Below are 23595 nucleotides of genomic sequence, written 5' to 3' on the forward strand. Positions count from 1 at the left end.
CCGATGCTCCGCATGGACTCCCTCCTCGGCGCCGCCGATGCACGCACCCCAACGACGCCCGCTGATCCGACGTGATCCGAAAGACACGCCCTAGGCCGTGCTCGGGGCCCGGCACCGCCGGCCGCGGCTCAGACCTCGACCCACCCGCGCCGGTAGGCGGCCCAGTGCTCGGGGGTGGCGGCGAAGTCCACGTACAGCGCGACGCCGAAGTTCCGCCGCTCCGGGTCCTCGCGGCTCAGCCCCAGCCGCACCCCGCGGACGGCGGCGGAGACGGTCTCGGCGTCACCCCAGTGGCCCCACTTGTCGTCCCAGAAGAACGGCAGGCCCATCAGCAGGTCGACGTCCGGCGGGGTGGCCTCCAGCGCCAGCTCGGTCTGCAGCGCGGCGTAGCCCCCGAACAGCGGCTCGGTCGGCATCGAGGAGTCGTACGTCATCACGGCGATCTGGTCGACCCGGCGGGCCGTCTCGGCGAAGTACGCGCGGTCCCACCACTTGCCGTGGCCGCTGAGCAGGATGCCCGCGGTGTGCAGCCCCGGCACCGGGTCGATCTGCGGCGCGGCCACGGACAGCCGGGCGCCGCGGGCGGCCGTCACCGGGTGGACCTGGTCGAGCAGCGTCAGCCAGCCGGCCGTACCGGGCCGGATCGGTTCCATGTCGAAGTGCACGCCGTCGAAGCCGAGGTCTAGCACCTGCCGGGCGGACGCGGTGACGCGGTCCCGGGTGGGGGCGTCGTCCAGGTCCAGGGCGTCCTTCTCCGGCTTCACCTCGTCGCCCAGCCAGCCCTGCAGCCGGATCTCCGGCAGCGCGGTGTGCACCGCCCCGGTGAACCAGCGGGCCGCGGGGTGGGCGGACGGCGGCAGCGAGCCGTCGTGCTCCAGCGGGCCGGTGTGGACGTACAGGTCGTGCACGCCGGTGCCGGCCAGCCGCCGGACCAGTGCGGCGACGTCCGCGTCGGTCTTGCGGCCGTCCACCCAGGCGTGCCCGAGCCAGACGGCGTCCCGCCCCCGGGTGCGCGCTTCGGGTGCCGGTTCACCCGTGTAGTGCAACCGGATCGCGACGAACAACGAGCCCAGTGCGGCGACCGGTACGGCCGCGGCCAGGGCCAGCACCAGCAGGGCCCGGCGCCACCGGGACCAGGCTCGCCAGCGGTCGCGCAGCGCTCGCCAGGGGGCCGCCAGGGCCCCGCCGACCTGCCGCGCGCGGGTCCGGAATCGGGCCACGCGGTTGCTCCCCCCTTGCGGTCGAACGCTCAGGATACGGAATGCCACCGCAGGCCGGGGCGAGAGGCGGATACCCTGGCCAGGTGCGTGCCCGAGTCAGCGGGACGCAAAGCCGACAGCCGTCGCACCAGGGAGAAGCCCCATGGCCACTGCAGCCGACCCGTCCATCACTCAGCAGAGCCGCGCGAACGCGTTGCGTGAGGCGCTCGCCACCCGCGTGGTGGTCGCCGACGGTGCGATGGGCACCATGCTCCAGGCGCAGGACCCGACGCTGGAGGACTTCCAGAACCTGGAGGGCTGCAACGAGGTCCTCAACCTCACCCGGCCCGACATCGTCCGCTCCGTCCACGAGGCCTACTTCGCGGTGGGCGTGGACTGCGTCGAGACCAACACCTTCGGCGCCAACTTCTCCGCGCTGGGCGAGTACGACATCCCGGAGCGCATCTTCGAGCTGTCCGAGGCCGGTGCCCGGATCGCCCGCGAGGTGGCCGACGCCCACTCCGCCGTCGACGGCCGCACCCGCTGGGTGCTCGGCTCGATCGGCCCCGGCACCAAGCTGCCGACCCTCGGCCACGCCCCGTACGGGACGCTGCGCGACGGCTTCCAGCAGAACGCGGCCGGCCTGATCGCCGGCGGCGCCGACGCGCTGCTGGTCGAGACCAGCCAGGACCTGCTGCAGACCAAGGCCGCCATCCTCGGCTCCAAGCGCGCCCTCGCCGAGGCCGGGCTGGACCTGCCGGTGCTGGTCCAGGTGACGGTGGAGACCACCGGCACCATGCTGCTCGGCTCCGAGATCGGCGCCGCGCTGACGGCCCTGGAGCCGCTCGGCGTCGACTACATCGGCCTCAACTGCGCCACCGGCCCGGCCGAGATGAGCGAGCACCTGCGCTACCTGGCCAAGAACGCCCGGATCGGCCTGTCCTGCATGCCGAACGCGGGCCTGCCGGTGCTCGGCAAGGACGGCGCCCACTACCCGCTCTCCCCGGCCGAACTGGCCGACGCGCACGACGTGTTCACCCGGGAGTACGGCCTCTCGCTGGTCGGCGGCTGCTGCGGCACCACGCCCGAGCACCTGCGCCAGGTGGTCGAGCGGGTGCAGGGCCGCCCGATCTCGCCGCGCACCCCGCAGCCGGAGCCCTCGGCGGCCTCGCTGTACCAGGCGGTGCCGTTCCGCCAGGACACCTCGTACCTGGCGATCGGCGAGCGCACCAACGCCAACGGCTCGAAGAAGTTCCGCGAGTCGATGCTGGCCGGCGACTGGCAGGCCTGCGTGGAGATCGCCCGCGAGCAGATCCGGGACGGCTCCCACCTGCTGGACCTGTGCGTCGACTACGTCGGCCGCGACGGCGTCGCCGACATGCGGGAGATCGCCGGCCGGCTGGCCACCGCCTCCACCCTGCCGATCGTGCTGGACTCCACCGAGCCGGACGTGCTGCGGGCCGGTCTGGAGGCGCTCGGCGGCCGCGCGGTGCTCAACTCGGTCAACTACGAGGACGGAAACGCCCCGGACTCCCGCTTCGGCCGGATCGCCTCGCTGGCCCGCGAGCACGGCGCCGGCCTGATCGCGCTGACCATCGACGAGGAGGGCCAGGCCCGCACCGCCGGCACCAAGGTCGAGATCGCCGAGCGGCTGATCGCCGAGCTGACCGCCGACTACGGCGTGGACGAGGGCTCGATCCTGGTCGACTGCCTGACCTTCACCCTGGCCACCGGCCAGGAGGAGTCCCGCCGGGACGGCATCGAGACCATCGAGGCGATCCGCGAGCTCAAGCGCCGCCACCCGGCCGTGCAGACCACCCTGGGCCTGTCCAACATCTCCTTCGGCCTCAACCCGGCCGCGCGCGTGGTGCTGAACTCGGTCTTCCTGCACGAGTGCGTGGAGGCCGGTCTGGACTCGGCGATCGTGCACGCCTCCAAGATCCTGCCGATCTCCCGGATCCCCGAGGACCAGCGCGAGGCCGCCCTCGACCTGGTCTACGACCGCCGCCGGGACGGCTACGACCCGCTGCAGCGGCTGCTGGAGCTGTTCGAGGGGGTCTCCTCGGCCTCGGTCAAGGCCTCCAAGGCGGAGGAGCTGGCCGCGCTGCCGCTGGACGAGCGGCTGCAGCGCCGGATCATCGACGGCGAGCGCAACGGCCTGGAGGCCGACCTGGACGAGGCGCTGGCCGGGCGCCCCGCGCTGGAGATCATCAACGAGACCCTGCTGGCCGGCATGAAGGTGGTCGGCGAGCTCTTCGGCTCCGGCCAGATGCAGCTGCCGTTCGTGCTCCAGTCCGCCGAGGTGATGAAGACCGCGGTGGCCCACCTGGAGCCGCACATGGAGAAGTCCGACAGCGAGGGCAAGGGCACCATCGTGCTGGCCACCGTCAAGGGCGACGTCCACGACATCGGCAAGAACCTGGTCGACATCATCCTGTCCAACAACGGCTACAACGTGGTCAACCTGGGCATCAAGCAGCCGGTCTCGGCGATCCTGGACGCCGCGCAGGAGCACAAGGCGGACGTCATCGGGATGTCCGGCCTGCTGGTGAAGTCCACCGTGATCATGAAGGAGAACCTGGAGGAGCTCAACCAGCGCAAGCTGGCCGCGAGCTACCCGGTGATCCTGGGCGGTGCCGCCCTGACCCGCGCCTACGTCGAGCAGGACCTGCACGAGATCTACGAGGGCGAGGTCCGCTACGCCCGGGACGCCTTCGAGGGCCTGCGGCTGATGGACGCGCTGATCGCGGTCAAGCGCGGGGTGCCGGGCGCGACCCTGCCGGAGCTCAAGCAGCGCCGGCACGCCCGGGTCGAGGTGGAGGAGGAGCCGGAGGTCAACCTCGGCCAGGTCCGCTCGGACGTCACCGTCGACAACACCGTGCCCGTCCCGCCGTTCTGGGGCGACCGGATCGTCAAGGGCGTGCCGTTCGCCGACTACGCCTCCTGGCTGGACGAGGACGCGCTGTTCAAGGGCCAGTGGGGCCTGAAGGCGGCCCGCAGCGGCGACGGCCCCTCCTACGAGGAGCTGGTGGAGACCGAGGGCCGGCCGCGGCTGCGGATGTGGCTGGACCGGCTGCAGACCGAGGGCTGGCTGGAGGCGGCCGTGGTCTACGGCTACTACCCGGCGAACTCCAAGGGCGACGACCTGATCGTCTTCCACGAGGACGGCACCGAGCGGACCCGCTTCACCTTCCCCCGCCAGCGGCGCGGGCGCAGGCTCTGCCTGGCGGACTTCTTCCGCCCGGAGGAGTCCGGGGCGCGGGACGTGGTCGGCCTGCAGGTGGTCACCATGGGCAACCGGATCTCGGAGGCGGCCAACGAGCTGTTCGCCGAGAACTCCTACCGCGACTACCTGGAGCTGCACGGCCTCTCCGTGCAGCTGGCCGAGGCGCTGGCCGAGTTCTGGCACGCCCGGGTCCGCTACGAGCTGGGCTTCTCCGGCGAGGACCCGCAGGACGTCAAGGACATGTTCGCCCTCAAGTACCGGGGCGCCCGCTTCTCGCTCGGCTACGGGGCCTGCCCCGAGCTGGAGGACCGCGCCAAGATCGCCGAGCTGCTCAAGCCCGAGCGGATCGGCGTGGTGCTCTCCGAGGAGTTCCAGCTGCACCCGGAGCAGTCCACCGACGCGATCGTGATCCACCACCCGGAGGCGAAGTACTTCAACGCCCGGTAACCCGAACGCCCCGCCGCGTTCGCTCCCTCCGGGCGGACCGGGCGTATCCTTGATGATCCTGAACGGGCCGGTCCGCTCACCAGCGGGCCGGCCCGTGCCATCCCCAGGGGCCGCCCGGCGGCCCCGGGGGACCGACGGAAGGACTCCCACCATGACCACCATCTCCACCGCCGCCCGGGTCCTCGACCACGGGGACGGCCGCGGCCTGCAGGCGGTGCTGCTGGACATGGACGGGACGCTGGTGGACACCGAGGACTTCTGGTGGCAGGCCGAGGTCACGCTCTTCGCCGAGCTGGGCCACGCGCTGACCGAGCAGGACCGGGCCCAGGTGGTCGGCGGGCCGATGACCCGGGTGATCGACTACCTGGTCGGCACCACCGGGGTGGACCTCGCGCCGGCCGACCTCACCGTACTGATCAACCAGCGCTTCGTCGACCTGCTGGCCGGCGGCGTGCCACTCATGCCGGGCGCCGAGCGGCTCCTCAACACCCTTGCCGCGCACGGGATCCCGGCGGTGCTGGTGACCGCCTCGCACCGGCACGTGGTCGACATCGTGCTGCGCTCGCTCGGGGAGCGGCACTTCGCCTTCACGGTCGCCGGGGACGAGGTGCCGCGCACCAAGCCGCACCCGGACCCGTACCTGGAGGCGGCCCGCCGGCTGGGCGCGGAGCCGGCCCGCTGCGTGGTGGTCGAGGACGCGCCGACCGGGGTGCGGGCGGCCGAGGCGGCCGGCTGCCCGGTGATCGCGGTGCCCTCGGTGGCGCCGATCGAGCCGGCTCCCGGCCGGCTGGTGCTGCCCTCGCTGGAGCGGGTCGATCTTGAACTGCTCCGCTCGCTGGTGGCCTCGCGAGTGTGATTGTCATCTCATTGCAGGGTGGGGCTACTCGCGGGTAAGCACTCCCGCCCGGCTGTCGGCGGCGGTGGCCCGGGGAGAAATCGGGCATTGCCTGACAACTCGTCGGGTGCAACGCGCTGCCCTCAACCGCCGTGTCCCAAACGTCATCTGCACGGGTATCGGTCGTGCGTGTTCGATATGGCACGCTACTCGGGTTCGTTCCCCTCCCCACGCGCCCTGCCGCCGCCGACGACGGGCAACCCCGTCCTGCGCGCGGTCGTCCGGGCGCCCGGTCCGCGCACGCGCCCCCGCACCCTGGGGCGTCCTCGGCGCGGGCCACCGGCCCCCGCCGGACCGCACCCAGAAGGACGCGCCCCGTGAGAACTTCAGCTGAACGCCTGGCAGCACTCGGCTGCGCCGGTCTGGTCGCCGTGACGGTGGCCGGCTGCGGATCGGTCACCGACGCCGTCAAGGGGGACAGCGGCAAGTCGGTCACCATGGGCACCAGCCAGCTCACCAGCTCGCTGGACCCGGCCATCGCCTACGACTCCGGCTCCTGGCTGGTGCTGCGCAACACCTTCCAGTCGCTGCTCGCCTTCCCGGCCGCCTCCAGCGCGCCCTCGCCGGACGCCGCCCAGTCCTGCGAGTTCACCAGCGGCGACGCCGCCCAGTACCACTGCACGCTGCGGCCCGGCCTGAAGTTCTCCAACGGCCACCCGCTGACCGCCGCCGACGTGGTGTTCTCGATCGAGCGCACCAAGAAGATCAGCGACGAGAACGGCCCGTCCGACCTGCTCACCTCGATCAAGAGCGTCGAGGCCAAGGGCGACAACGAGGTGATCTTCCACCTCACCGCCCCGGACGCCACCCTGCCGGCCAAGCTGGCCAGCCCGGCCGGCGCCATCGTCGACCACCAGGTGTTCCCCGCCGACAAGGCGCTCTCCAACGACAAGGTGGTCGGCTCCGGCCCGTACCGCGTCGACTCGCTCGCGGCCCTGGGCAGCGGCGACGCCGGCAAGCAGCTGGGCAAGGTCGTCCTGGTGCCCAACGACAAGTACAACGGCGACGCCAAGCTGCGGAACAGCAAGTTCACCGTGCGGTACTACGACAAGGCCGCGGACCTGAAGACCGCGCTCGACAAGGGCGACGTCGACCTCACCGACAACAGCCTCGAGCCGAACACCGCCGCCCAGATCCACGCCGACCAGCAGGGCGGCAAGACCGACCTGCAGGTCGTCGAGGGCGACAGCAACGACACCCGCTCGATGGTCTTCAACACCAAGGACCCGGTCACCGGCAACGTCGCCGTCCGTCAGGCCGCCGCGCAGCTGCTCGACCGCAAGGCGCTCGCCCGCGACGTCTTCGCCCGCACCGTCCAGCCGCTGTACGCGCTGGTCCCGGCCGGCGTGGTCGGCCACACCACCGCCTACTTCGACCGCTACGGCGACCAGGACGTGGCCAAGGCCAAGAAGATCCTCACCGACGCCAAGGTCCAGACCCCGGTCAAGATCAGCCTCACCTGGTCGCGCTCGCGGGCCGAGAGCGCCGAGCCCGAGATGCTCAAGAAGCAGCTGGAGGCCGGCGGCCTCTTCCAGGTGACGGTCCAGCAGGAGGCCGACTGGGACGCCTTCAAGAAGGGCTGGGCGGACGGCAAGTACCAGGCGTACATCGTCGGCTGGTTCGCCGACTACCCGGACGCCGACAACTACATCGCCCCGCTGCTCGTCCAGGGCGGCGCGTACCACACCGGCTGGGACGACCCGCGGATCAGCCAGCGCCTGGTGCCGGACGGCGTGAAGCAGGCCGACCGCAGCGCCGCGGCCTCCGGCTACGCCCAGATCCAGCAGATAGCCGCCGAGAACGTGCCGCTCATCCCGCTGTTCCAGAACAAGGCCTTCTACGCGGCCCGCTCGTACATCACCGGTGTCGAGTCGACCGTCGACACCACCGGCGTGTTCCGCTTCTGGGACATCGGCCGGGTCGGCGGCAAGTAGCCGACGGGGGCGGCACCGGGCGACCGGGACCCCCTCCGCACGACGGTGGCCCGTCCACCTCCTCCCGGACCCGGGGGAGGCGGACGGGCCACCGTCGTACCGGCCTCAGAGGGCGCCCGGACGCACCAGCCCGCTCTCGTAGGCGTACACCGCCGCCTGCACCCGGTCGCGCAGCTGGAGCTTGGTCAGCACGTGGCCCACATGCGTCTTCACCGTGGTCTCGCTGACGAACAGCTCGGCCGCGATCTCCGCGTTCGACAGCCCGCGGGCCACCAGCTTCAGCACCTCGAGCTCGCGCTCGGTCAGCGCGCTCAGCGCCTGCGGCGGCGCCTCCTCGCCGGAGGGCAGCTTGGTGGCGTACATGTCCAGCAGCCGCCGGGTGATGCTCGGCGCCAGCATCGCCGCGCCGTCCGCCACCACCCGGATCGCCTGGACCAGCTCCTCCGCCGGGACGTCCTTCAGCAGGAACCCGCTGGCGCCCGCGCGCAGCGCCTCCACCACGTACTCGTCCAGGTCGAAGGTGGTCAGCACCAGGACCTTGGCCGGGCCGTCCCGGCCCGGGCCGGCGATCCGGCGGGTGGCCTCCACGCCGTCCATCCTGGGCATCCGGATGTCCATCAGCACCACGTCGGGCTGCAGCGCGCGGACCTGGTCCAGCGCCTGCTGACCGTCGCCGGCCTCACCGACCACCACCAGGTCGGACTCGGCCTCCAGGATCATCCGGAAACCGGTGCGAAGCAGCGGCTGGTCGTCGACCAGCAACACTCGGATCGTCACCTAGGACTCCTTGCTCATCGGATCCCCCGTGGGATCGTCTTCGTCAGACGTACGGGCCAGCGGCAGCGGGTACGGCGGGGGAGTGCCGCCGAACTCCGGACAGCTGGCCTGGTGGTCGCACCAGTCGCAGAGGCGGTTGCGGGTCGCGGGGAAGTCCCCGGTCGCCACCGCGAGGGTGATCCGCTCCCAGAGCGCCAGCAGCTTGCGCTCCACCGCGAGCAGGTCGGCCTCGTCCGGGTCGTAGCTGACCACGTCCCCGCCGCCGCCCAGGTAGACCAGCTGGAGGCGCCTGGGGATCACGCCCTTCCAGCGCCACACCACCAGCGCGTAGAACTTCATCTGGAACATCGCCTTGCCCTCGAAGTCCCGCGAGGGCGCCCGGCCGGTCTTGTAGTCCACCAGGCGGACCTCGCCGGTCGGGGCGACGTCCACCCGGTCGATGTAGCCGCGCAGCAGCAGCCCCGACTCCAGTGCCGTCTCCACGTACAGCTCGCGCTCCACCGGGTGCAGCCGGGTCGGGTCCTCCAGCCGGAACCACTGCCCGACCAGCTTCTCGGCGTCCGCCAGCCAGCGGGTGAGCGCCGCGCCGTCCGGATCCCCCGGGAAGAGCGAGGCCAGCTCCGGGCGCTCGCCGAGCAGCCGCTCCCACTGCGGGCGCAGCAGGCCCAGGGCCCGCTCCGGGGTCCGCTCGCCCGCCGGGCTGTCGAACAGCCGCTCCAGCACCGCGTGCACCAGGGTGCCCCGGGTCGCCGCCGCGCTGGGCGGCTCGGGCAGCCGGTCGATCACCCGCAGCCGGTACAGCAGGGGACAGGTGAGGAAGTCCCCCGCACGGGACGGGGACAGGCCGGTCGGGGGCGCCGCCGGGCGCGCCGGTGCCCCGGCGGCGCTGGTGGTGTCGGTCTGCTGCATGCCCCCGACCCTATTGCCCTTCGCTGTCATCCCGCTGCCACCGGGCTGCCACACCGCCCGGCGCAGTGGGTATGAACACCGACAGAGGGGCGCACGGCTCCGGGCGGCCGAGATCACGTAGCGTGGGCGCACCGGGGCACGACGGGGCAGACGACCGAAGGGATCACGGTGAGCGACAGCAGGGGGCAGCAGACCTCCGACCAGCCACCGCACGGCGACGACGACGGCCGCGGGGCCGGGCGCCCGCCCCAGCCGCCCGAGCGCGGCGGCGGCATCCTGATGGGCCGCCCCTTCGGCGTGCCCGTCTACGTCACGCCCTCCTGGTTCGTCATCGCCGCCCTGATCACCTGGGTGTTCGGCGGCCAGCTCGGGGACGTCCTGCCGGACCTCGGCGGCGCGCCCCGATACCTGCTCGCCTTCACCTTCGCGGTGGCGTTCTACGCCTCCGTCCTGGTGCACGAGCTCGCCCACACGCTGGTCGCACTGCGCTACCGCCTCGGTGTGCGCCGGATCCAGCTGCAGTTCTTCGGCGGGGTGTCGGAGATCGAGAACGAGGCCGAGAGCCCCTGGCGGGAGTTCTGGCTGGCCTTCGTCGGGCCGCTGCTCTCCCTGGCGCTCGGCGGCGTCTTCTACCTCGCGCTGCGGGCCGTGGACGCCTCCACCGTGCCGGGGGTGCTGCTCGCCGGCCTGATGGTCTCCAACCTGGTCGTCGCGGCCTTCAACCTGCTGCCGGGCCTGCCGCTGGACGGCGGCCGGATGCTGCGGGCCGTCGTCTGGGCGGTCAGCGGCCGGGCGATGACCGGCACGGTCGCGGCCGCCTGGGTCGGCCGGGGGCTGGCCGTCGCCGTGCTGATCGGGCTGCCGCTGGTCAGCTCCGCCCGCGGGATCGAGCGCAGCACCACCGACACCCTGGTGGACGCGGTGCTGGCCGCCGTCCTCGCCGCGATCATCTGGAACGGCGCCACCGCCAGTCTGCGCAACGCCCGGCTCAAGGAGGTGCTGCCGGGGCTGCGGCTGCGCGACCTCGCCCGCCGCGTCGTCGAGGTCACCGCCGACACCCCGCTCGGCGAGGCGCTGCGCCGCGCCCGGGAGGCCCAGGCCGGTGCGGTGGTCGTGGTGGACGGGCGGGGCGAGCCGATCGCCGTCGTCCGGGAGTCCGCCGTCCGCGCGGTGCCCGAGCACCGCCGCCCGTGGGTCGCCGTCGGCCCGCTCGCCCGCGACCTCGAACCCGGGCTGCGGCTGGACGCCGACCTCGGCGGCGAGGACCTGCTGCGCGCCGTCCAGGCCACCCCGTCCGGCGAGTACCTGGTGGTCGAGGCGGATGGCCGGGTCTACGGGGTCGTCGCGCTCACCGACATCGAGCAGCGCCTGACCGCGGCCGTCACGGGGCGCTGACGGCGCCCGGCGCCACGCCCCGGAGGCCGCCGGTGATCACCCCGGTCGGGCGGGGCCGTCCGCTTCCCTTAGGATTGTCGGCATGTCCGAACCGACCGGTGCCACCCGCCGACGCGGGCCCTTCCAGGTCGGGGACCAGGTCCAGCTGACCGACCCCAAGGGCCGCCACTACACGTTCACGCTCCAGGCCGGGAACCAGTTCCACACCCACAAGGGTGCGTTCCCGCACGACGAGCTGATCGGCGCCCCCGAGGGCACGGTCGTGCGCACCACGGGGAACGTCCCGTACCTCGCGCTGCGCCCCCTGCTCCCCGACTACGTCCTGTCCATGCCCCGCGGCGCCGCCGTGATCTACCCCAAGGACGCGGGGCAGATCCTGGCGATGGCCGACATCTTCGCCGGCGCCCGCGTCGTCGAGGCCGGCGTCGGCTCCGGAGCGCTCTCCAGCTACCTGCTGCGCGCCGTCGGCGACACCGGCATGCTGGCCTCGTACGAGCGCCGCCAGGACTTCGCCGACATCGCCAAGGGCAACGTCGAGCGCTACTTCGGCGGGCCGCACCCGGCGTGGAAGCTCACCGTCGGCGACCTCCAGGACAACCTGGTCGAGACCGACGTCGACCGCGTCATCCTCGACATGCTCGCCCCCTGGGAGTGCCTGGACGTCGCGTCCAAGGCGCTCGTCCCCGGCGGCCTCATCTGCTGCTACGTGGCCACCACCACGCAGATGTCCAAGACCGTCGAGGCGCTGCGCGAGCACGGCACCTTCACCGAGCCGCAGGCCTGGGAGACCATGGTCCGCACCTGGCACCTGGAGGGCCTGGCCGTCCGCCCGGACCACCGGATGATCGGCCACACCGGCTTCCTGCTCACCGCCCGCCGGCTCGCCGACGGCGTCGAGCCGCCGCTGCGCCGCCGCCGCCCGGCCAAGGGCGCGTACGGCGAGGACTACGACAACGGCTCCCCCGAGCCGACCCTCCAGGAGCGCGCCGCGGCCCGTGCCGCCGCCCGCGCCGAGGCCGGGCAGCCCGACCTCGGCTGAACCGACGACCGACCCGCGAAGGGGTGGTGCGCGAAACGCGTACCACCCCTTCGCCGTCTCCGTACACCCGAGCCCTCCGCCGGCCCGCCCCGTGTGGGACGATGCTCGCTCACACAGACCACTGGAGGGGACGCCTGGTGGAGACCGCGGTCGGGACGACGGCTGGAGAGCAGACGACACCGCGGGGCGGCAGCCGGCCCGGGCACGCGCGAACCGCCCCCTGGCACTGGGCGCTGGCCCTGGCCGGCTGCGGCGCGGTGGTGGCCGCCGGGCTCGCGGCCGGGCCGGCCTCGGGCAGCCCGGTGCCCCTCCACGGCGCCCCCAGGGCACTCGGCGCGAGCGCCGCCCCCGACCCGGCCGCGGCCCAACTGCCGCTCGACTGCGGCCCCTTCCCGGTGAAGGCGGTGCTCAGCATGCCCGCCGTGCTCGGTGACGGCCGCCCCGGCACCGTCGTCGCCGCGCACTGCGACGCGGCCAACGGCACCCCGCCGGACGCCGTCTACCTGCTCGGCTTCGGCCCGGGCGACCGCCCGGTGGTGGTGAGCACCCTGCTCTCCGAGCGCGAGAACCTCACCGTCGGCCGGCTGGCGTTGCGGTCCGACGGCGCCATCACCGGCCACGCGCAGGGGTATTCGAGCGAGGACGTGCCGCGCTTCCGCCCCGACATCTCACTCGACCTCACCTGGACGCGCAAGGGCGGCGGCTGGGAACGCTCCCAGACCGCCGCCCCGGTGAGTCTGACCTGATGCGGGCGCGCGCCCGCCCCGGGCGCTACTCCGCGTCCGGCCCGTACACCTCGACCAGGTCGGACGCCCGGCGCACGTGGATGCAGTCGCCGGGGCAGTCCTTCGCCGAGTCCACCACGTCCTGAAGGAGCGTCAGCGGCACCGGGGCGCTGTCCCCGGGCTGCTGGCGGAGCTCGTCGTCCGGCCCCTTCACGTACGCCAGGCCGTCGATGTCGAGCTCGAAGACCTCCGGCGCGTACTGCACGCAGATGCCGTCGCCGGTGCACAGGTCCTGGTCGATCCACACCTCCAGCTGCTCGGCCGCCGCCGTCTGCTCGGTCTCCGACATGGTTCCCTGCCGTTTCTGTCCCGGGTCGCCCTATTTCCGGGCAATCCCGCCATTCGTACAACGATCGGACCCGGTGCCGCGGTCGCGATCGGATATCACTTCGCTCGACGATACATCTGGCCCGCTTTGGGTGGTGCGCGGTGGGTATCTCCTTAGCAGAGGGGAAGCACGCTGGGGCGAAGATCGGACACGCCCGTTCCATCTTTCTTGATCTAGGGGTTTACGGACCCCTGGTCCCAGGTAGGGTCTGGAAGCGTCCAGCTCCCCGGAGGAGGTGAGGACCGTGGCAGCCCACGATGACGACTACAACCGCAGCACCGGCAGGCCCGCTCGTGGTTCCGACGAGACCGCTCAGCTCTCGTACCTCGAGCAGGAAATCGCCGTGTTGCGCCGCAAGCTCGCCGACTCGCCGCGCAATTCGAGGATCCTCGAAGAGCGGATCGTCGAGCTCCAGACCAACCTGGCCGGCGTGACCGCCCAGAACGAACGGCTCGCCTCCACCCTGCGCGAGGCCCGCGACCAGATCGTGGCCCTCAAGGAGGAAGTGGACCGGCTGGCACAGCCCCCGGCCGGGTTCGGCACCTTCCTCGAGGCCAACGAGGACGGCACCGCCGACATCTTCACCGGCGGGCGCAAGCTCCGCGTGAACGTCAGCCCGAACGTCGCCCTCGACGAACTGCGGCGCGGCCAGGAGGTGATGCTCAACGAGGCCCTCAACATCGTGGACGCGATGGCCTTCGAGCGCATCGGCGAGATCGTCACCCTCAAGGAGATCCTCGAGGACGGCGAGCGCGCCCTGGTCATCGGCCACACCGACGAGGAGCGGGTGGTGCGGCTCGCCGAGCCGCTGCGCGAGACCACCATCAGGGCGGGGGACGCCCTCCTGCTGGAGCCCCGCTCCGGCTACGTGTACGAGGTCGTGCCGAAGGCCGAGGTCGAGGAGCTGGTCCTCGAGGAGGTCCCGGACATCGACTACCGCCAGATCGGCGGCCTGAGCAACCAGATCGAGCTGATCCGCGACGCGGTCGAGCTGCCGTACCTGCACGCCGACCTCTTCAAGGAGTACGAGCTGCGCCCGCCCAAGGGCGTGCTGCTCTACGGCCCGCCCGGCTGCGGCAAGACGCTGATCGCCAAGGCGGTGGCCAACTCGCTGGCCAAGAAGGTCGCCGAGGTCACCGGGCGCCCCCAGGGGAAGAGCTACTTCCTCAACATCAAGGGCCCCGAGCTGCTCAACAAGTACGTGGGCGAGACCGAGCGGCAGATCCGCCTGGTCTTCCAGCGGGCCCGGGAGAAGGCGAGTGAGGGCACGCCCGTCATCGTCTTCTTCGACGAGATGGAGTCGCTGTTCCGCACCCGCGGTTCCGGCGTCAGCTCGGACGTGGAGAACACCATCGTCCCGCAGCTGCTCGCCGAGATCGACGGCGTGGAGGGGCTCGAGAACGTCATCGTCATCGGCGCCTCGAACCGCGAGGACATGATCGACCCGGCGATCCTGCGGCCCGGCCGCCTGGACGTCAAGATCAAGATCGAGCGCCCGGACGCCGAGGCCGCCAAGGACATCTTCTCCAAGTACCTCAAGGAGTCGCTGCCGTTCCACCCGGACGACGTCAAGGAGCACGACGGCTCCCTGGGGGCGACGGTGGCCGCGATGATCCAGTCGGTCGTGGAGCGGATGTACTCCGAGACCGAGGAGAACCGGTTCCTGGAGGTCACCTACGCCAACGGTGACAAGGAGGTCCTGTACTTCAAGGACTTCAACTCCGGCGCGATGATCCAGAACATCGTCGACCGCGCGAAGAAGATGGCCATCAAGGACTTCCTCGACCACGGTCAGCGCGGTCTGCGCGTCTCCCACCTGCTCGCCGCCTGCGTGGACGAGTTCAAGGAGAACGAGGACCTGCCGAACACCACCAACCCGGACGACTGGGCCCGCATCTCCGGCAAGAAGGGCGAGCGGATCGTCTTCATCCGCACGCTGGTCACCGGGAAGCAGGGCGCCGAGTCCGGCCGCTCGATCGACACCGTCGCCAACACGGGCCAGTACCTGTAGGCGCGCGGTGACCGGGCCGCCCCGGCGGTCCCCGGTACAGCACGCACCCGTCCGGCTGTGGCGCCTCGCGGCCCCGCAGCCGGACGGCGCGTCTCGGGGCCCGCCCGTCGGTGCCGGGTTCTAGGCTCGACCCACCGTTCGCGGGCAGAACGCCGGCGCCGGTGTTGTTTCAGCGGTACGTCGGCGTGCGCCGCCCGTGGGGGGCGGGGCACCGGGCAAGGAGGGCCGCATGACCGTACGGCGCGTGATGGGCATCGAGACCGAGTACGGGATCTCCGTGCCCGGGCACCCCAACGCCAACGCCATGCTCACCTCGTCCCAGATCGTCAACGCGTACGCGGCGGCGATGCACCGGGCGCGGCGGGCCCGCTGGGACTTCGAGGAGGAGAACCCGCTGCGCGACGCCCGGGGCTTCGACCTCGCGCGCGAGGTGGCGGACGCCAGCCAGCTGACCGACGAGGACATCGGTCTCGCCAACGTCATCCTCACCAACGGGGCCCGGTTCTACGTGGACCACGCGCACCCCGAGTACAGCTCGCCCGAGGTCACCAACCCGCGCGACGCCGTGCTCTGGGACAAGGCGGGCGAGCGGATCATGGCCGCCGCCGCGCAGCGCGCGCTGGAGCTGCCCAACGGGCAGAACATCCACCTGTACAAGAACAACACCGACAACAAGGGCGCCTCCTACGGCACCCACGAGAACTACCTGATGAAGCGGGCGACGCCGTTCGCCGACATCGTCCGCCACCTCACCCCGTTCTTCGTCTCCCGCCAGGTGGTCACCGGCGCCGGCCGGGTGGGCCTCCACCAGGACGGCTCGGCGCACGGCTTCCAGATCAGCCAGCGGGCCGACTACTTCGAGGTCGAGGTCGGGCTGGAGACCACCCTCAAGCGCCCGATCATCAACACCCGCGACGAGCCGCACGCCGACGCCGAGAAGTACCGCCGGCTGCACGTGATCATCGGGGACGCCAACCTCTCGGAGATCTCCACCTACCTCAAGCTGGGCACCACCTCACTGGTCCTCTCGATGATCGAGGACTCCTTCATCGCCTCCGACCTCGCCGTCGACCAGCCGGTGCGCACCCTGCACCGGGTCTCCCACGACCCGACGCTCAAGCACCTGATCACCCTGCGCAACGGGCGCAAACTCACCGCCGTCCAGCTCCAGCTCGAGTACTTCGAGCTGGCCCGCAAGTACGTCGAGGACCGCTTCGGCACCGATGCCGACGAGCAGACCGTGGACGTGCTGGCCCGCTGGGAGGACGTCCTGGGCCGGCTGGAGCGCGACCCGATGTCGCTGTCCAGGCAGCTGGACTGGATCGCCAAGCGGGAGATCCTGGAGGGCTACCGCAGCCGCGACGCCCTGGAGTGGGACAACCCGCGGCTGCACCTGGTCGACCTCCAGTACAGCGACGTGCGGGCCGAGAAGGGCCTCTACAACCGTCTGGTGGCCCGCGGCCGGTTCGAGCGGCTGCTCACCGAGGACGAGGTCGAGCGGGCCGTCTCCAAGCCCCCGGAGGACACCAGGGCGTACTTCCGCGGCCGCTGCCTCGAGCAGTACGCGGACCACGTCGCGGCCGCCTCCTGGGACTCGGTGATCTTCGACCTGCCCGGCCGGGACTCGCTGCAGCGGGTGCCCACCCTGGAGCCGCTGCGGGGTACCCGCAACCACGTCAAGGAACTGCTCGACCGCTGCCGGACCGCGGAGGACCTGCTCCGCGTCCTGGCCGGCGGGTAACTTTTCGATCACCACGGGTGAACGCCCGCCGAATGGGAATCATCCGGGGTGACAGCGGGTGTCGGACAGGAAGCGCCACCGGCAAACCGGGAGCGGTTGTCGCACCTTGTGTATAGGGTCGGTGCAGCAAGCACCGACCGAACCGTGCCAGACGAATCGAGCGGGGTGAGGGAAATGGCGACCAAGGACACCGGCGGCGGCCAGCAGCGGGCGAACCGCTCTTCCGAGGAGGTCGAGGAGCAGGCCGCGGAAACCCAGAATTCCGACGACCTCAAGGAGCGCCAGGAAAAGCTGAGCGACGACGTCGACGCGGTGCTGGACGAAATCGACGAGGTCCTCGAATCCAATGCCGAGGATTTCGTCCGGGGATTCGTTCAGAAGGGCGGGCAATAGCCCGTCCCCCCGGTCATCGGGAATTCACGGTCGCGACCGTCGAGGGCGGCCGGGCGGCGATGTCCGCCCGGCCGCCCGGCACCGGCCCCCGGCCCGCCTGGACAGTGATCGTCGGGCGGGTAGGGTGCGGGCAGCGCGCGCTTCAACCCACCTGGAAGGAATCGTGTGGAAGCCAACACTCGTGGCACCGGGCGTCTACCGGCTGCCTTCCTGACCCCGGGGTCGTCGTCGTTCCTCGACTTCCTCTCCGAGCACCGGCCGGAGCTGCTCCCCGGCCACCGGGGGCTCCCCGAGGGCTCCGTCGTCGAGGCCCCGCACGGGACGACGATCGTGGCCGCGATCTTCGACGGCGGCGTGGTGATCGCCGGTGACCGCCGCGCCACCATGGGCAACGTGATCGCCCAGCGCGACATCGAGAAGGTGTTCCCCGCCGACGAGTACAGCGCGGTCGGCATCGCCGGCACCGCCGGCCTCGCGGTCGAGATGGTCCGGCTGTTCCAGCTGGAGCTGGAGCACTACGAGAAGATCGAGGGCGCCACGCTCTCCCTGGAGGGCAAGGCCAACCGGCTGACCACCATGATCCGGGGCAACCTGGGCATGGCGATGCAGGGCCTCGCCGTCGTCCCGATGTTCGCCGGCTACGACCTGGACCTCCGCCGCGGCCGGATCTTCGGGTACGACGTCACCGGCGGGCGCTCCGAGGAGCGCGGCTTCGCGGCCACCGGCTCCGGCTCGGTGTTCGCCCGGGGCGCGATGAAGAAGCTCTACCGGGAGGGCCTGACGGCCGAGCAGGCCTCGACGCTGGTCGTCCAGGCGCTCTACGACGCGGCCGACGACGACTCCGCCACCGGCGGCCCCGACCTCGCCCGCAAGATCTTCCCGATCGTCTCGCTGATCACCGAGGACGGCTTCCGCCGCCTCACCGAGCCGGAGGTCTCCGCGATCGCCGTCTCGATCACCGACCAGCGCCTCTCGCACCCCAACGGCCCGCAGGCCCCGCTGCTCTAGCCACCTCTCAGGAAAGGGACGACCGCCGGTGTCGACACCGTTCTACGTCTCGCCCCAGCAGGCCATGGCGGACCGCGCGGAGTACGCCCGCAAGGGCATCGCGCGCGGCCGCAGCGTGGTCGTGCTCACCTACGCCGACGGCATCGTCTTCGTCGCCGAGAACACCTCCAGGGCGCTCCACAAGGTCTCCGAGATCTACGACAAGATCGCCTTCGCGGCGGTCGGCCGCTACAACGAGTTCGAGAACCTGCGCATCGGCGGCGTCCGCTACGCCGACCTGCGCGGCTACTCCTACGACCGGGCCGACGTCACCGCCCGGGGCCTGGCCAACGTCTACGCCCAGACCCTCGGCACCATCTTCTCCTCGGTCGGCGAGAAGCCGTACGAGGTCGAACTGGTCGTGGCCGAGGTCGGCCGGACCCCGGACGAGGACCAGATCTACCGCCTCACCCCGGACGGCTCGATCGTCGACGAGAAGAACTACGTCGTGGTCGGCGGCAACGCCGACTCGATCGGCAACTACCTGGGCCAGCGCCACCGCGCCGGGATGAGCCTCACCGAGGTGGTCCGGGCGGCCGTGGACTCGCTCGCCCGCGACCCCAACGGCGGCAGCCCGCGCACCCTGACCCCGGAACAGCTGGAGGTCGCGGTCCTCGACCGCCAGCGGTTCCAGCAGCGCAAGTTCAAGCGCATCCTGGGCGGCCAGCTCGGCCGGCTGCTCGACGGGGACCAGTCCGCGGAGTCGGACGACGAGGACGACCCGGCGGACACCGCGCCGGAGTAGCAGTGCCTGCGGAGTCCCGTACGGCGGCCGGACGGAGGCCGTACGGGGCTCCGGTGCCCCTGCGGCGGCCCGGCCGCCGTGGAGGCGGTTTCGGACAGCTCCGACACAGAATGGAGTGCTCATGGACCGCCGGATCTTCGGGCTGGAGAACGAGTACGGCGTGACCTGCACGTTCCGCGGGCAGCGACGGCTGTCGCCGGACGAGGTGGCGAGGTACCTGTTCCGCCGGGTCGTCTCCTGGGGGCGCAGCAGCAACGTCTTCCTGCGCAACGGCGCCCGGCTGTACCTGGACGTCGGTTCCCACCCCGAGTACGCCACCCCCGAGTGCGACGACGTGACCGAGCTGGTGACGCACGACAAGGCGGGCGAGCGGATCCTCGAGGGCCTGCTCGTCGACGCCGAGCGCCGGCTGCACGAGGAGGGCATCGCGGGGGACGTCTACCTCTTCAAGAACAACACCGACTCGGCCGGCAACTCCTACGGCTGCCACGAGAACTACCTGGTGGCCCGGCACGGCGAGTTCTCCCGGCTGGCCGACGTGCTCATCCCGTTCCTGGTGACCCGCCAGCTGATCTGCGGCGCGGGCAAGGTGCTGCAGACCCCGCGCGGCGCGGTCTACTGCGTCAGCCAGCGGGCCGAGCACATCTGGGAGGGGGTCAGCTCCGCCACCACCCGCTCCCGCCCCATCATCAACACCCGCGACGAGCCGCACGCGGACGCCGAGCGCTACCGCCGGCTGCACGTGATCGTCGGCGACTCCAACATGTCCGAGACCACGACGCTGCTCAAGGTCGGCGCCACCGACCTGGTGCTCCGGCTGATCGAGGCGGGCGTGGTGATGCGCGACCTCACCCTGGAGAACCCGATCCGGGCGATCCGCGAGGTCAGCCACGACCTCACCGGCACCCACCAGGTGCGGCTCGCCAACGGCCGGGAGGCCAGCGCGCTGGACATCCAGGAGGAGTACTACAGCAAGGCGCTGGAGTTCGCCGACCGCAAGGGCATCAACACCGGCACCATCGCGCGCGTCCTCGACCTGTGGGGCCGCACCCTGGAGGCCGTTCGGACGGAGAACCTGGACGGGGTGGCCACCGAGATCGACTGGATCATGAAGTACAAGCTCATCGAGCGCTACCGCGAGAAGCACCAGATGAGCATGTCCAACCCGCGGGTGGCCCAGATCGACCTCGCCTACCACGACATCCACCGCCGTCGCGGCCTCTTCTACCTGCTCCAGGGCAAGGGCCAGGCGCAGCGGGTGACCACCGACCTCAAGACCTTCGAGGCCAAGTCGATCCCGCCGCAGACCACCCGGGCCCGGCTGCGCGGGGACTTCATCCGCCGGGCGCAGGAGCAGCGCCGGGACTTCACGGTGGACTGGGTGCACCTGAAGCTGAACGACCAGGCGCAGCGCACGGTGCTCTGCAAGGACCCGTTCCGCTCGGTGGACGAGCGCGTCGAGAAGCTGATCGCCGGGATGTAGCCCCCGGGTCGTGATCAGGGCGGTGTCCGGCCCCGGTGGTGGTGTCTACCGGGGCCGGACACCGTCCGGGCATACGCTGTCCGTCGAGTCAGGGCCGACCTCGATCGACAGTAAGGACCACCGTGCGCCGCACCGCCGGTTTGCTTCTCACCCTGCCGCTGCTGCTGGCCGTCGCCTGCAGCAGCTCGCCCAAGGCGGCCGGCCCGGCGTCGCCGTCCGCGGCCAGTGCGCCGCCCACCGTGCCGGCGCCGGTGACCGAGGCCTCCCCGATGCCCACCCTGTCCGGCGGCGGGTTCGGCAGCAAGGCCACCATCACCATCCCCGAGGGGCAGCAGCCCAGCGGCCAGTTCGTGGTGAACACGGTCAGCGAGGGCGAGCGGTCGACGGTCAACAAGGGCGACTGGGTGACGGTCAACTACACGGCCAAGGACTGGACGACCGGCAAGGACCTGCCCAGTTCCTACGACCCGGGCGGCAAGCCGCAGCTGTACCAGGCGGGCAGCGGGCAGCTGGTGCCGGCGTTCGACCAGAGCGTGATCGGCAAGAAGGTCGGCAGCAGGCTGCTGGTGGTGGCCCCGCCGGCGGCGGCCTTCGGCGACCAGGGCAGCACCCAGCTCGGCGTCGACAAGAACGACACCGTGGTGTTCGTGCTGGACATCATGGAGAGCCTGCCGCAGGACTCCACGCTGTCCGGCGCCATGACCCAGCCGCCGGCGACCCTCCCGCAGGTCAAGGACAACGGCAAGGCCCCGGTGACGATCACCGTCCCGGCCGGGCAGGCGCCGCCCACCGACCTGCAGCAGGCGGTGCTGATCAAGGGTGAGGGCAAGCAGGTCAAGAGCGGGCAGACGCTGGTGGTGCAGTACACCGGGGTGCTCTGGAGCAACGGCCAGCAGTTCGACTCCTCCTGGACCCACGGCGGCGCCCAGGCCGTGCAGATCGGTACCGGCAGCGTCATCGAGGGCTGGGACAAGGGGCTGGTCGGCCAGACCGTCGGCAGCCGGGTCGAACTCGTGGTGCCGCCCGCGCTCGGCTACAAGGACCAGGCGCAGGGCTCGGTGCCGGCGAACTCCACGCTGGTCTTCGTGATCGACATCCTGGAAGCGGTTTAGGGCGTGTCTGAACCATTCGCGTCGCACGCCCGGCGGGAATTGTCAGAGACGCGCTAGGAAGTCCCCCGCAGGATTCCGTACGCTTGGGCGGACGCTCGTACACCGAAGCGTCCGCCCTCATCCTGAGCTGTCATACTGCCCTCGCACTGTGGCAGGTGCCGCCCGGCGCCGAGGTCCGGGGCGGACGGTGCGGCGGCACACCGGCGCTCACGACGCCGGGAGCAGACCTGGAAGACCTCGTGGCGAGATGGATGGGGAGTCATGACTGAGAAGACGCCGAGCCCGGGCGGGGCCGGCACCGCGGCGAACGACAGCTCTGCGGGTGACCCGGCCGCCTCGCGCCCCGGCGGCCCGCTTCCGGGGGACGGCGAGTCGATCGTCGTCCCGCCGTCGATCCTGAAGCAGCAGGCCGGCTGGGCGCAGCCCGGCGACAGGCCGCGCGCCACGGGCGGGACGAAGACCGACGACACCCCGCAGATCTTCGCCTCCACGGTGCGCCGGGGTGACACCTCGGAGGCCGGGTACGACGAGAACCCGCCCGGCGTGGGCCGCCTGGGCGTGATCCTCGGCACCGTGCTGGCCGTGCTGCTGGCCGGCAGCGCCGTGACGCTCTACATGGTGAACAAGGACGGCGGCTCCAAGTCGGACACCGCGGCCAAGCCGGACGCGGCCCAGAGCGCGCCTCCCACGCCGACCGCCGACCCGGTGCCGCCGATCAAGGACAGCGCCAAGGTGCTGCCGACGATCACCGGTGACTTCGGCAAGAAGGCCGACATCCAGGTGCCCGGCGAGGCCTCCGACGGCTCCTTCGTGGTCAAGGTGCTGTCCGAGGGCACCGGCGCCAAGGTGGACAAGAACTCCTGGACCTCGGTGGACTACACCGCCAAGGACTGGAACACGGGCAAGGACATCCCGAGCTCGTACGACAACAACGGCAAGCAGCAGATCTTCCAGGCCGGCACCGACGCGCTGATCCCGGCGCTGGACCAGGCCGTGCTCGGGAAGAAGGCCGGCAGCCGGATCCTCGTGGTGGCCCCGCCGGCCGCCGCGTTCGGCTCCCAGGGCAAGTCCGACATGTCGATCGGGCCCAAGGACGACCTGATCTTCGTGATCGACATCCGCAACGCCAACGCGCCGGACGCCGTGGTGAGCGGCACCGTGACGCCGCCGCCGGCGGACTTCCCGCAGGTCAAGGACAACGGCAAGAAGCCTGCGGACATCACTCCGGTGGCCGGCGCGGCCGACCCGACCGAGCTGAAGACGCACGTGCTGATCAAGGGCACCGGGCCGAAGGTGGAGAAGGGCGAGAAGGTCGTCGTCCAGTACACCGGCGCGCTGTTCAAGGACGGCAAGATGTTCGACTCCTCGCTCAGCAAGGGCCAGGCGTTCTCCTTCCCGGTCGGCGGCGGACAGGTCATCCAGGGCTGGGACCAGGGCCTGGTCGGCCAGACCGTCGGCAGCCGGGTCGAGCTGGTGATCCCGGCCGCGCTGGCCTACGGCGACAAGGGCCAGGGCGACATCCCGGCCAACGCGCCGCTGGTCTTCGTGGTCGACATCCTCGACGCGGGTCAGGGCTGATCCACTTTCGGGTGACAATGGTGTGCGTGTGACCTTCGGGTCCGGCCGCGTGGCCGGACCCGGACGGGCGGCGGGCGCCCGTACCGTGGTCCGGGAACGGACCGGGTGCGGGCGCCCGCCGCTTGGTCGTGACTGCAAGCGAATACGAGAAGAGGGACTGTGAGCCTCAACGAGAAGCCCGAGATCGACTTCCCGGTCGGCGACGCCCCGACCGAGCTGACGATCCGCGACATCGTCGTCGGTGACGGCGAGGAGGCCAAGCCGGGCCAGGTCGTCAAGGTCCACTACGTGGGCGTGACCTTCGCGACCGGCGAGGAGTTCGACGCCAGCTGGAACCGTGGCAGCGCCTTCCAGTTCCCGCTGGGCGGCGGCCGCGTCATCAAGGGCTGGGACCAGGGCGTCGTCGGCATGAAGGTCGGCGGCCGCCGCGAGCTGGTCATCCCGCCGCACCTGGCGTACGGCAACCAGTCGCCGACCCCGGCCATCCCGGCCGGCTCGACCCTGATCTTCGTGGTCGACCTGCTGGGCGTCTGACCCGGGCACGACCGTGG

General features: G+C 71.5%; 19 protein-coding genes. 15 read left to right on the forward strand and 4 right to left on the reverse strand.

All coding sequences use genetic code 11. From position 1 onward, the window contains the following. Window positions 1–128: 128 nt before the first annotated feature. Window positions 129–1220 carry a hypothetical protein gene (locus tag AB0N04_RS15185; RefSeq protein WP_360208567.1) on the reverse strand — a complete coding sequence of 364 codons (1092 nt, stop codon included), beginning with the start codon at window positions 1218–1220 and terminating at the stop codon, window positions 129–131. A gap of 142 nt (window positions 1221–1362) precedes the next feature. Between AB0N04_RS15185 and metH the strand changes: the two genes are divergently transcribed. The 3 genes from metH to AB0N04_RS15200 all read left to right on the forward strand — a co-directional run bounded on the left by metH (window position 1363) and on the right by AB0N04_RS15200 (window position 7701). Continuing rightward, window positions 1363–4872, forward strand: coding sequence for a methionine synthase (gene metH, locus AB0N04_RS15190; protein ID WP_360208569.1), 3510 nt, complete (start codon window positions 1363–1365; stop codon window positions 4870–4872). Between the two features lie 151 nt (window positions 4873–5023). Beyond that, entirely contained in the window at window positions 5024–5728 is a 705-nt protein-coding gene (locus AB0N04_RS15195; protein ID WP_360208572.1) for an HAD family phosphatase, read from the forward strand. 356 nt (window positions 5729–6084) lie between these two features. Next, entirely contained in the window at window positions 6085–7701 is a 1617-nt protein-coding gene (locus AB0N04_RS15200) for an ABC transporter substrate-binding protein (protein ID WP_360208574.1), read from the forward strand. A 105-nt stretch (window positions 7702–7806) separates the two neighbouring features. Here the strand turns inward: AB0N04_RS15200 and AB0N04_RS15205 are convergent, their stop codons facing one another. After that, entirely contained in the window at window positions 7807–8478 is a 672-nt protein-coding gene (locus AB0N04_RS15205; RefSeq protein WP_063346919.1) for a response regulator transcription factor, read from the reverse strand. Further along, entirely contained in the window at window positions 8479–9387 is a 909-nt protein-coding gene (locus tag AB0N04_RS15210) for a RecB family exonuclease (protein WP_360208578.1), read from the reverse strand. A gap of 168 nt (window positions 9388–9555) precedes the next feature. Between AB0N04_RS15210 and AB0N04_RS15215 the strand changes: the two genes are divergently transcribed. From AB0N04_RS15215 to AB0N04_RS15225, 3 genes are all read left to right on the forward strand, one after another. Then, a complete protein-coding gene (locus AB0N04_RS15215) occupies window positions 9556–10782 on the forward strand; it encodes a site-2 protease family protein (protein ID WP_360208580.1) in 1227 nt (408 codons plus the stop codon). An 82-nt stretch (window positions 10783–10864) separates the two neighbouring features. Next, the gene (locus tag AB0N04_RS15220; protein ID WP_360208583.1) at window positions 10865–11821 is read left to right on the forward strand and encodes a tRNA (adenine-N1)-methyltransferase; all 957 of its coding nucleotides are present in this window, start codon (window positions 10865–10867) and stop codon (window positions 11819–11821) included. Window positions 11822–11958: 137 nt separating this feature from the next. Continuing rightward, window positions 11959–12567 (forward strand): hypothetical protein, encoded by a 609-nt coding sequence (locus AB0N04_RS15225; protein ID WP_360208585.1) that lies wholly within the window; start codon window positions 11959–11961, stop codon window positions 12565–12567. 25 nt (window positions 12568–12592) lie between these two features. Here the strand turns inward: AB0N04_RS15225 and AB0N04_RS15230 are convergent, their stop codons facing one another. After that, complete coding sequence (locus AB0N04_RS15230) at window positions 12593–12895, reverse strand: ferredoxin (RefSeq protein ID WP_360208588.1); 303 nt, start codon at window positions 12893–12895, stop codon at window positions 12593–12595. A gap of 283 nt (window positions 12896–13178) precedes the next feature. Between AB0N04_RS15230 and arc the strand changes: the two genes are divergently transcribed. From arc to AB0N04_RS15275, 9 genes are all read left to right on the forward strand, one after another. Next, a complete protein-coding gene (gene arc / locus AB0N04_RS15235; protein WP_360208591.1) occupies window positions 13179–14945 on the forward strand; it encodes a proteasome ATPase in 1767 nt (588 codons plus the stop codon). 229 nt (window positions 14946–15174) lie between these two features. After that, entirely contained in the window at window positions 15175–16686 is a 1512-nt protein-coding gene (gene dop / locus AB0N04_RS15240; protein WP_360208594.1) for a depupylase/deamidase Dop, read from the forward strand. A 174-nt stretch (window positions 16687–16860) separates the two neighbouring features. Next, complete coding sequence (locus AB0N04_RS15245) at window positions 16861–17079, forward strand: ubiquitin-like protein Pup (protein WP_360208597.1); 219 nt, start codon at window positions 16861–16863, stop codon at window positions 17077–17079. Window positions 17080–17244: 165 nt separating this feature from the next. Further along, the gene (gene prcB / locus AB0N04_RS15250) at window positions 17245–18087 is read left to right on the forward strand and encodes a proteasome subunit beta (protein WP_360208600.1); all 843 of its coding nucleotides are present in this window, start codon (window positions 17245–17247) and stop codon (window positions 18085–18087) included. Window positions 18088–18115: 28 nt separating this feature from the next. Then, window positions 18116–18871 (forward strand): proteasome subunit alpha, encoded by a 756-nt coding sequence (gene prcA / locus AB0N04_RS15255; protein ID WP_360208603.1) that lies wholly within the window; start codon window positions 18116–18118, stop codon window positions 18869–18871. Between the two features lie 121 nt (window positions 18872–18992). Further along, window positions 18993–20354 (forward strand): Pup--protein ligase, encoded by a 1362-nt coding sequence (pafA, locus tag AB0N04_RS15260; RefSeq protein ID WP_360208606.1) that lies wholly within the window; start codon window positions 18993–18995, stop codon window positions 20352–20354. Between the two features lie 122 nt (window positions 20355–20476). After that, window positions 20477–21466, forward strand: a complete 990-nt coding sequence (locus AB0N04_RS15265) for an FKBP-type peptidyl-prolyl cis-trans isomerase (RefSeq protein WP_360208609.1) — start codon at window positions 20477–20479, stop codon at window positions 21464–21466. Between the two features lie 261 nt (window positions 21467–21727). After that, window positions 21728–23044, forward strand: coding sequence for an FKBP-type peptidyl-prolyl cis-trans isomerase (locus AB0N04_RS15270; RefSeq protein WP_360208611.1), 1317 nt, complete (start codon window positions 21728–21730; stop codon window positions 23042–23044). A 159-nt stretch (window positions 23045–23203) separates the two neighbouring features. Then, window positions 23204–23578, forward strand: coding sequence for an FKBP-type peptidyl-prolyl cis-trans isomerase (locus tag AB0N04_RS15275; RefSeq protein ID WP_360208614.1), 375 nt, complete (start codon window positions 23204–23206; stop codon window positions 23576–23578). The last annotated feature ends 17 nt before the right edge of the window (window positions 23579–23595 follow it).

Source organism: Kitasatospora sp. NPDC051702 (genome assembly GCF_040681575.1).
Taxonomy (GTDB): domain Bacteria; phylum Actinomycetota; class Actinomycetes; order Streptomycetales; family Streptomycetaceae; genus Kitasatospora.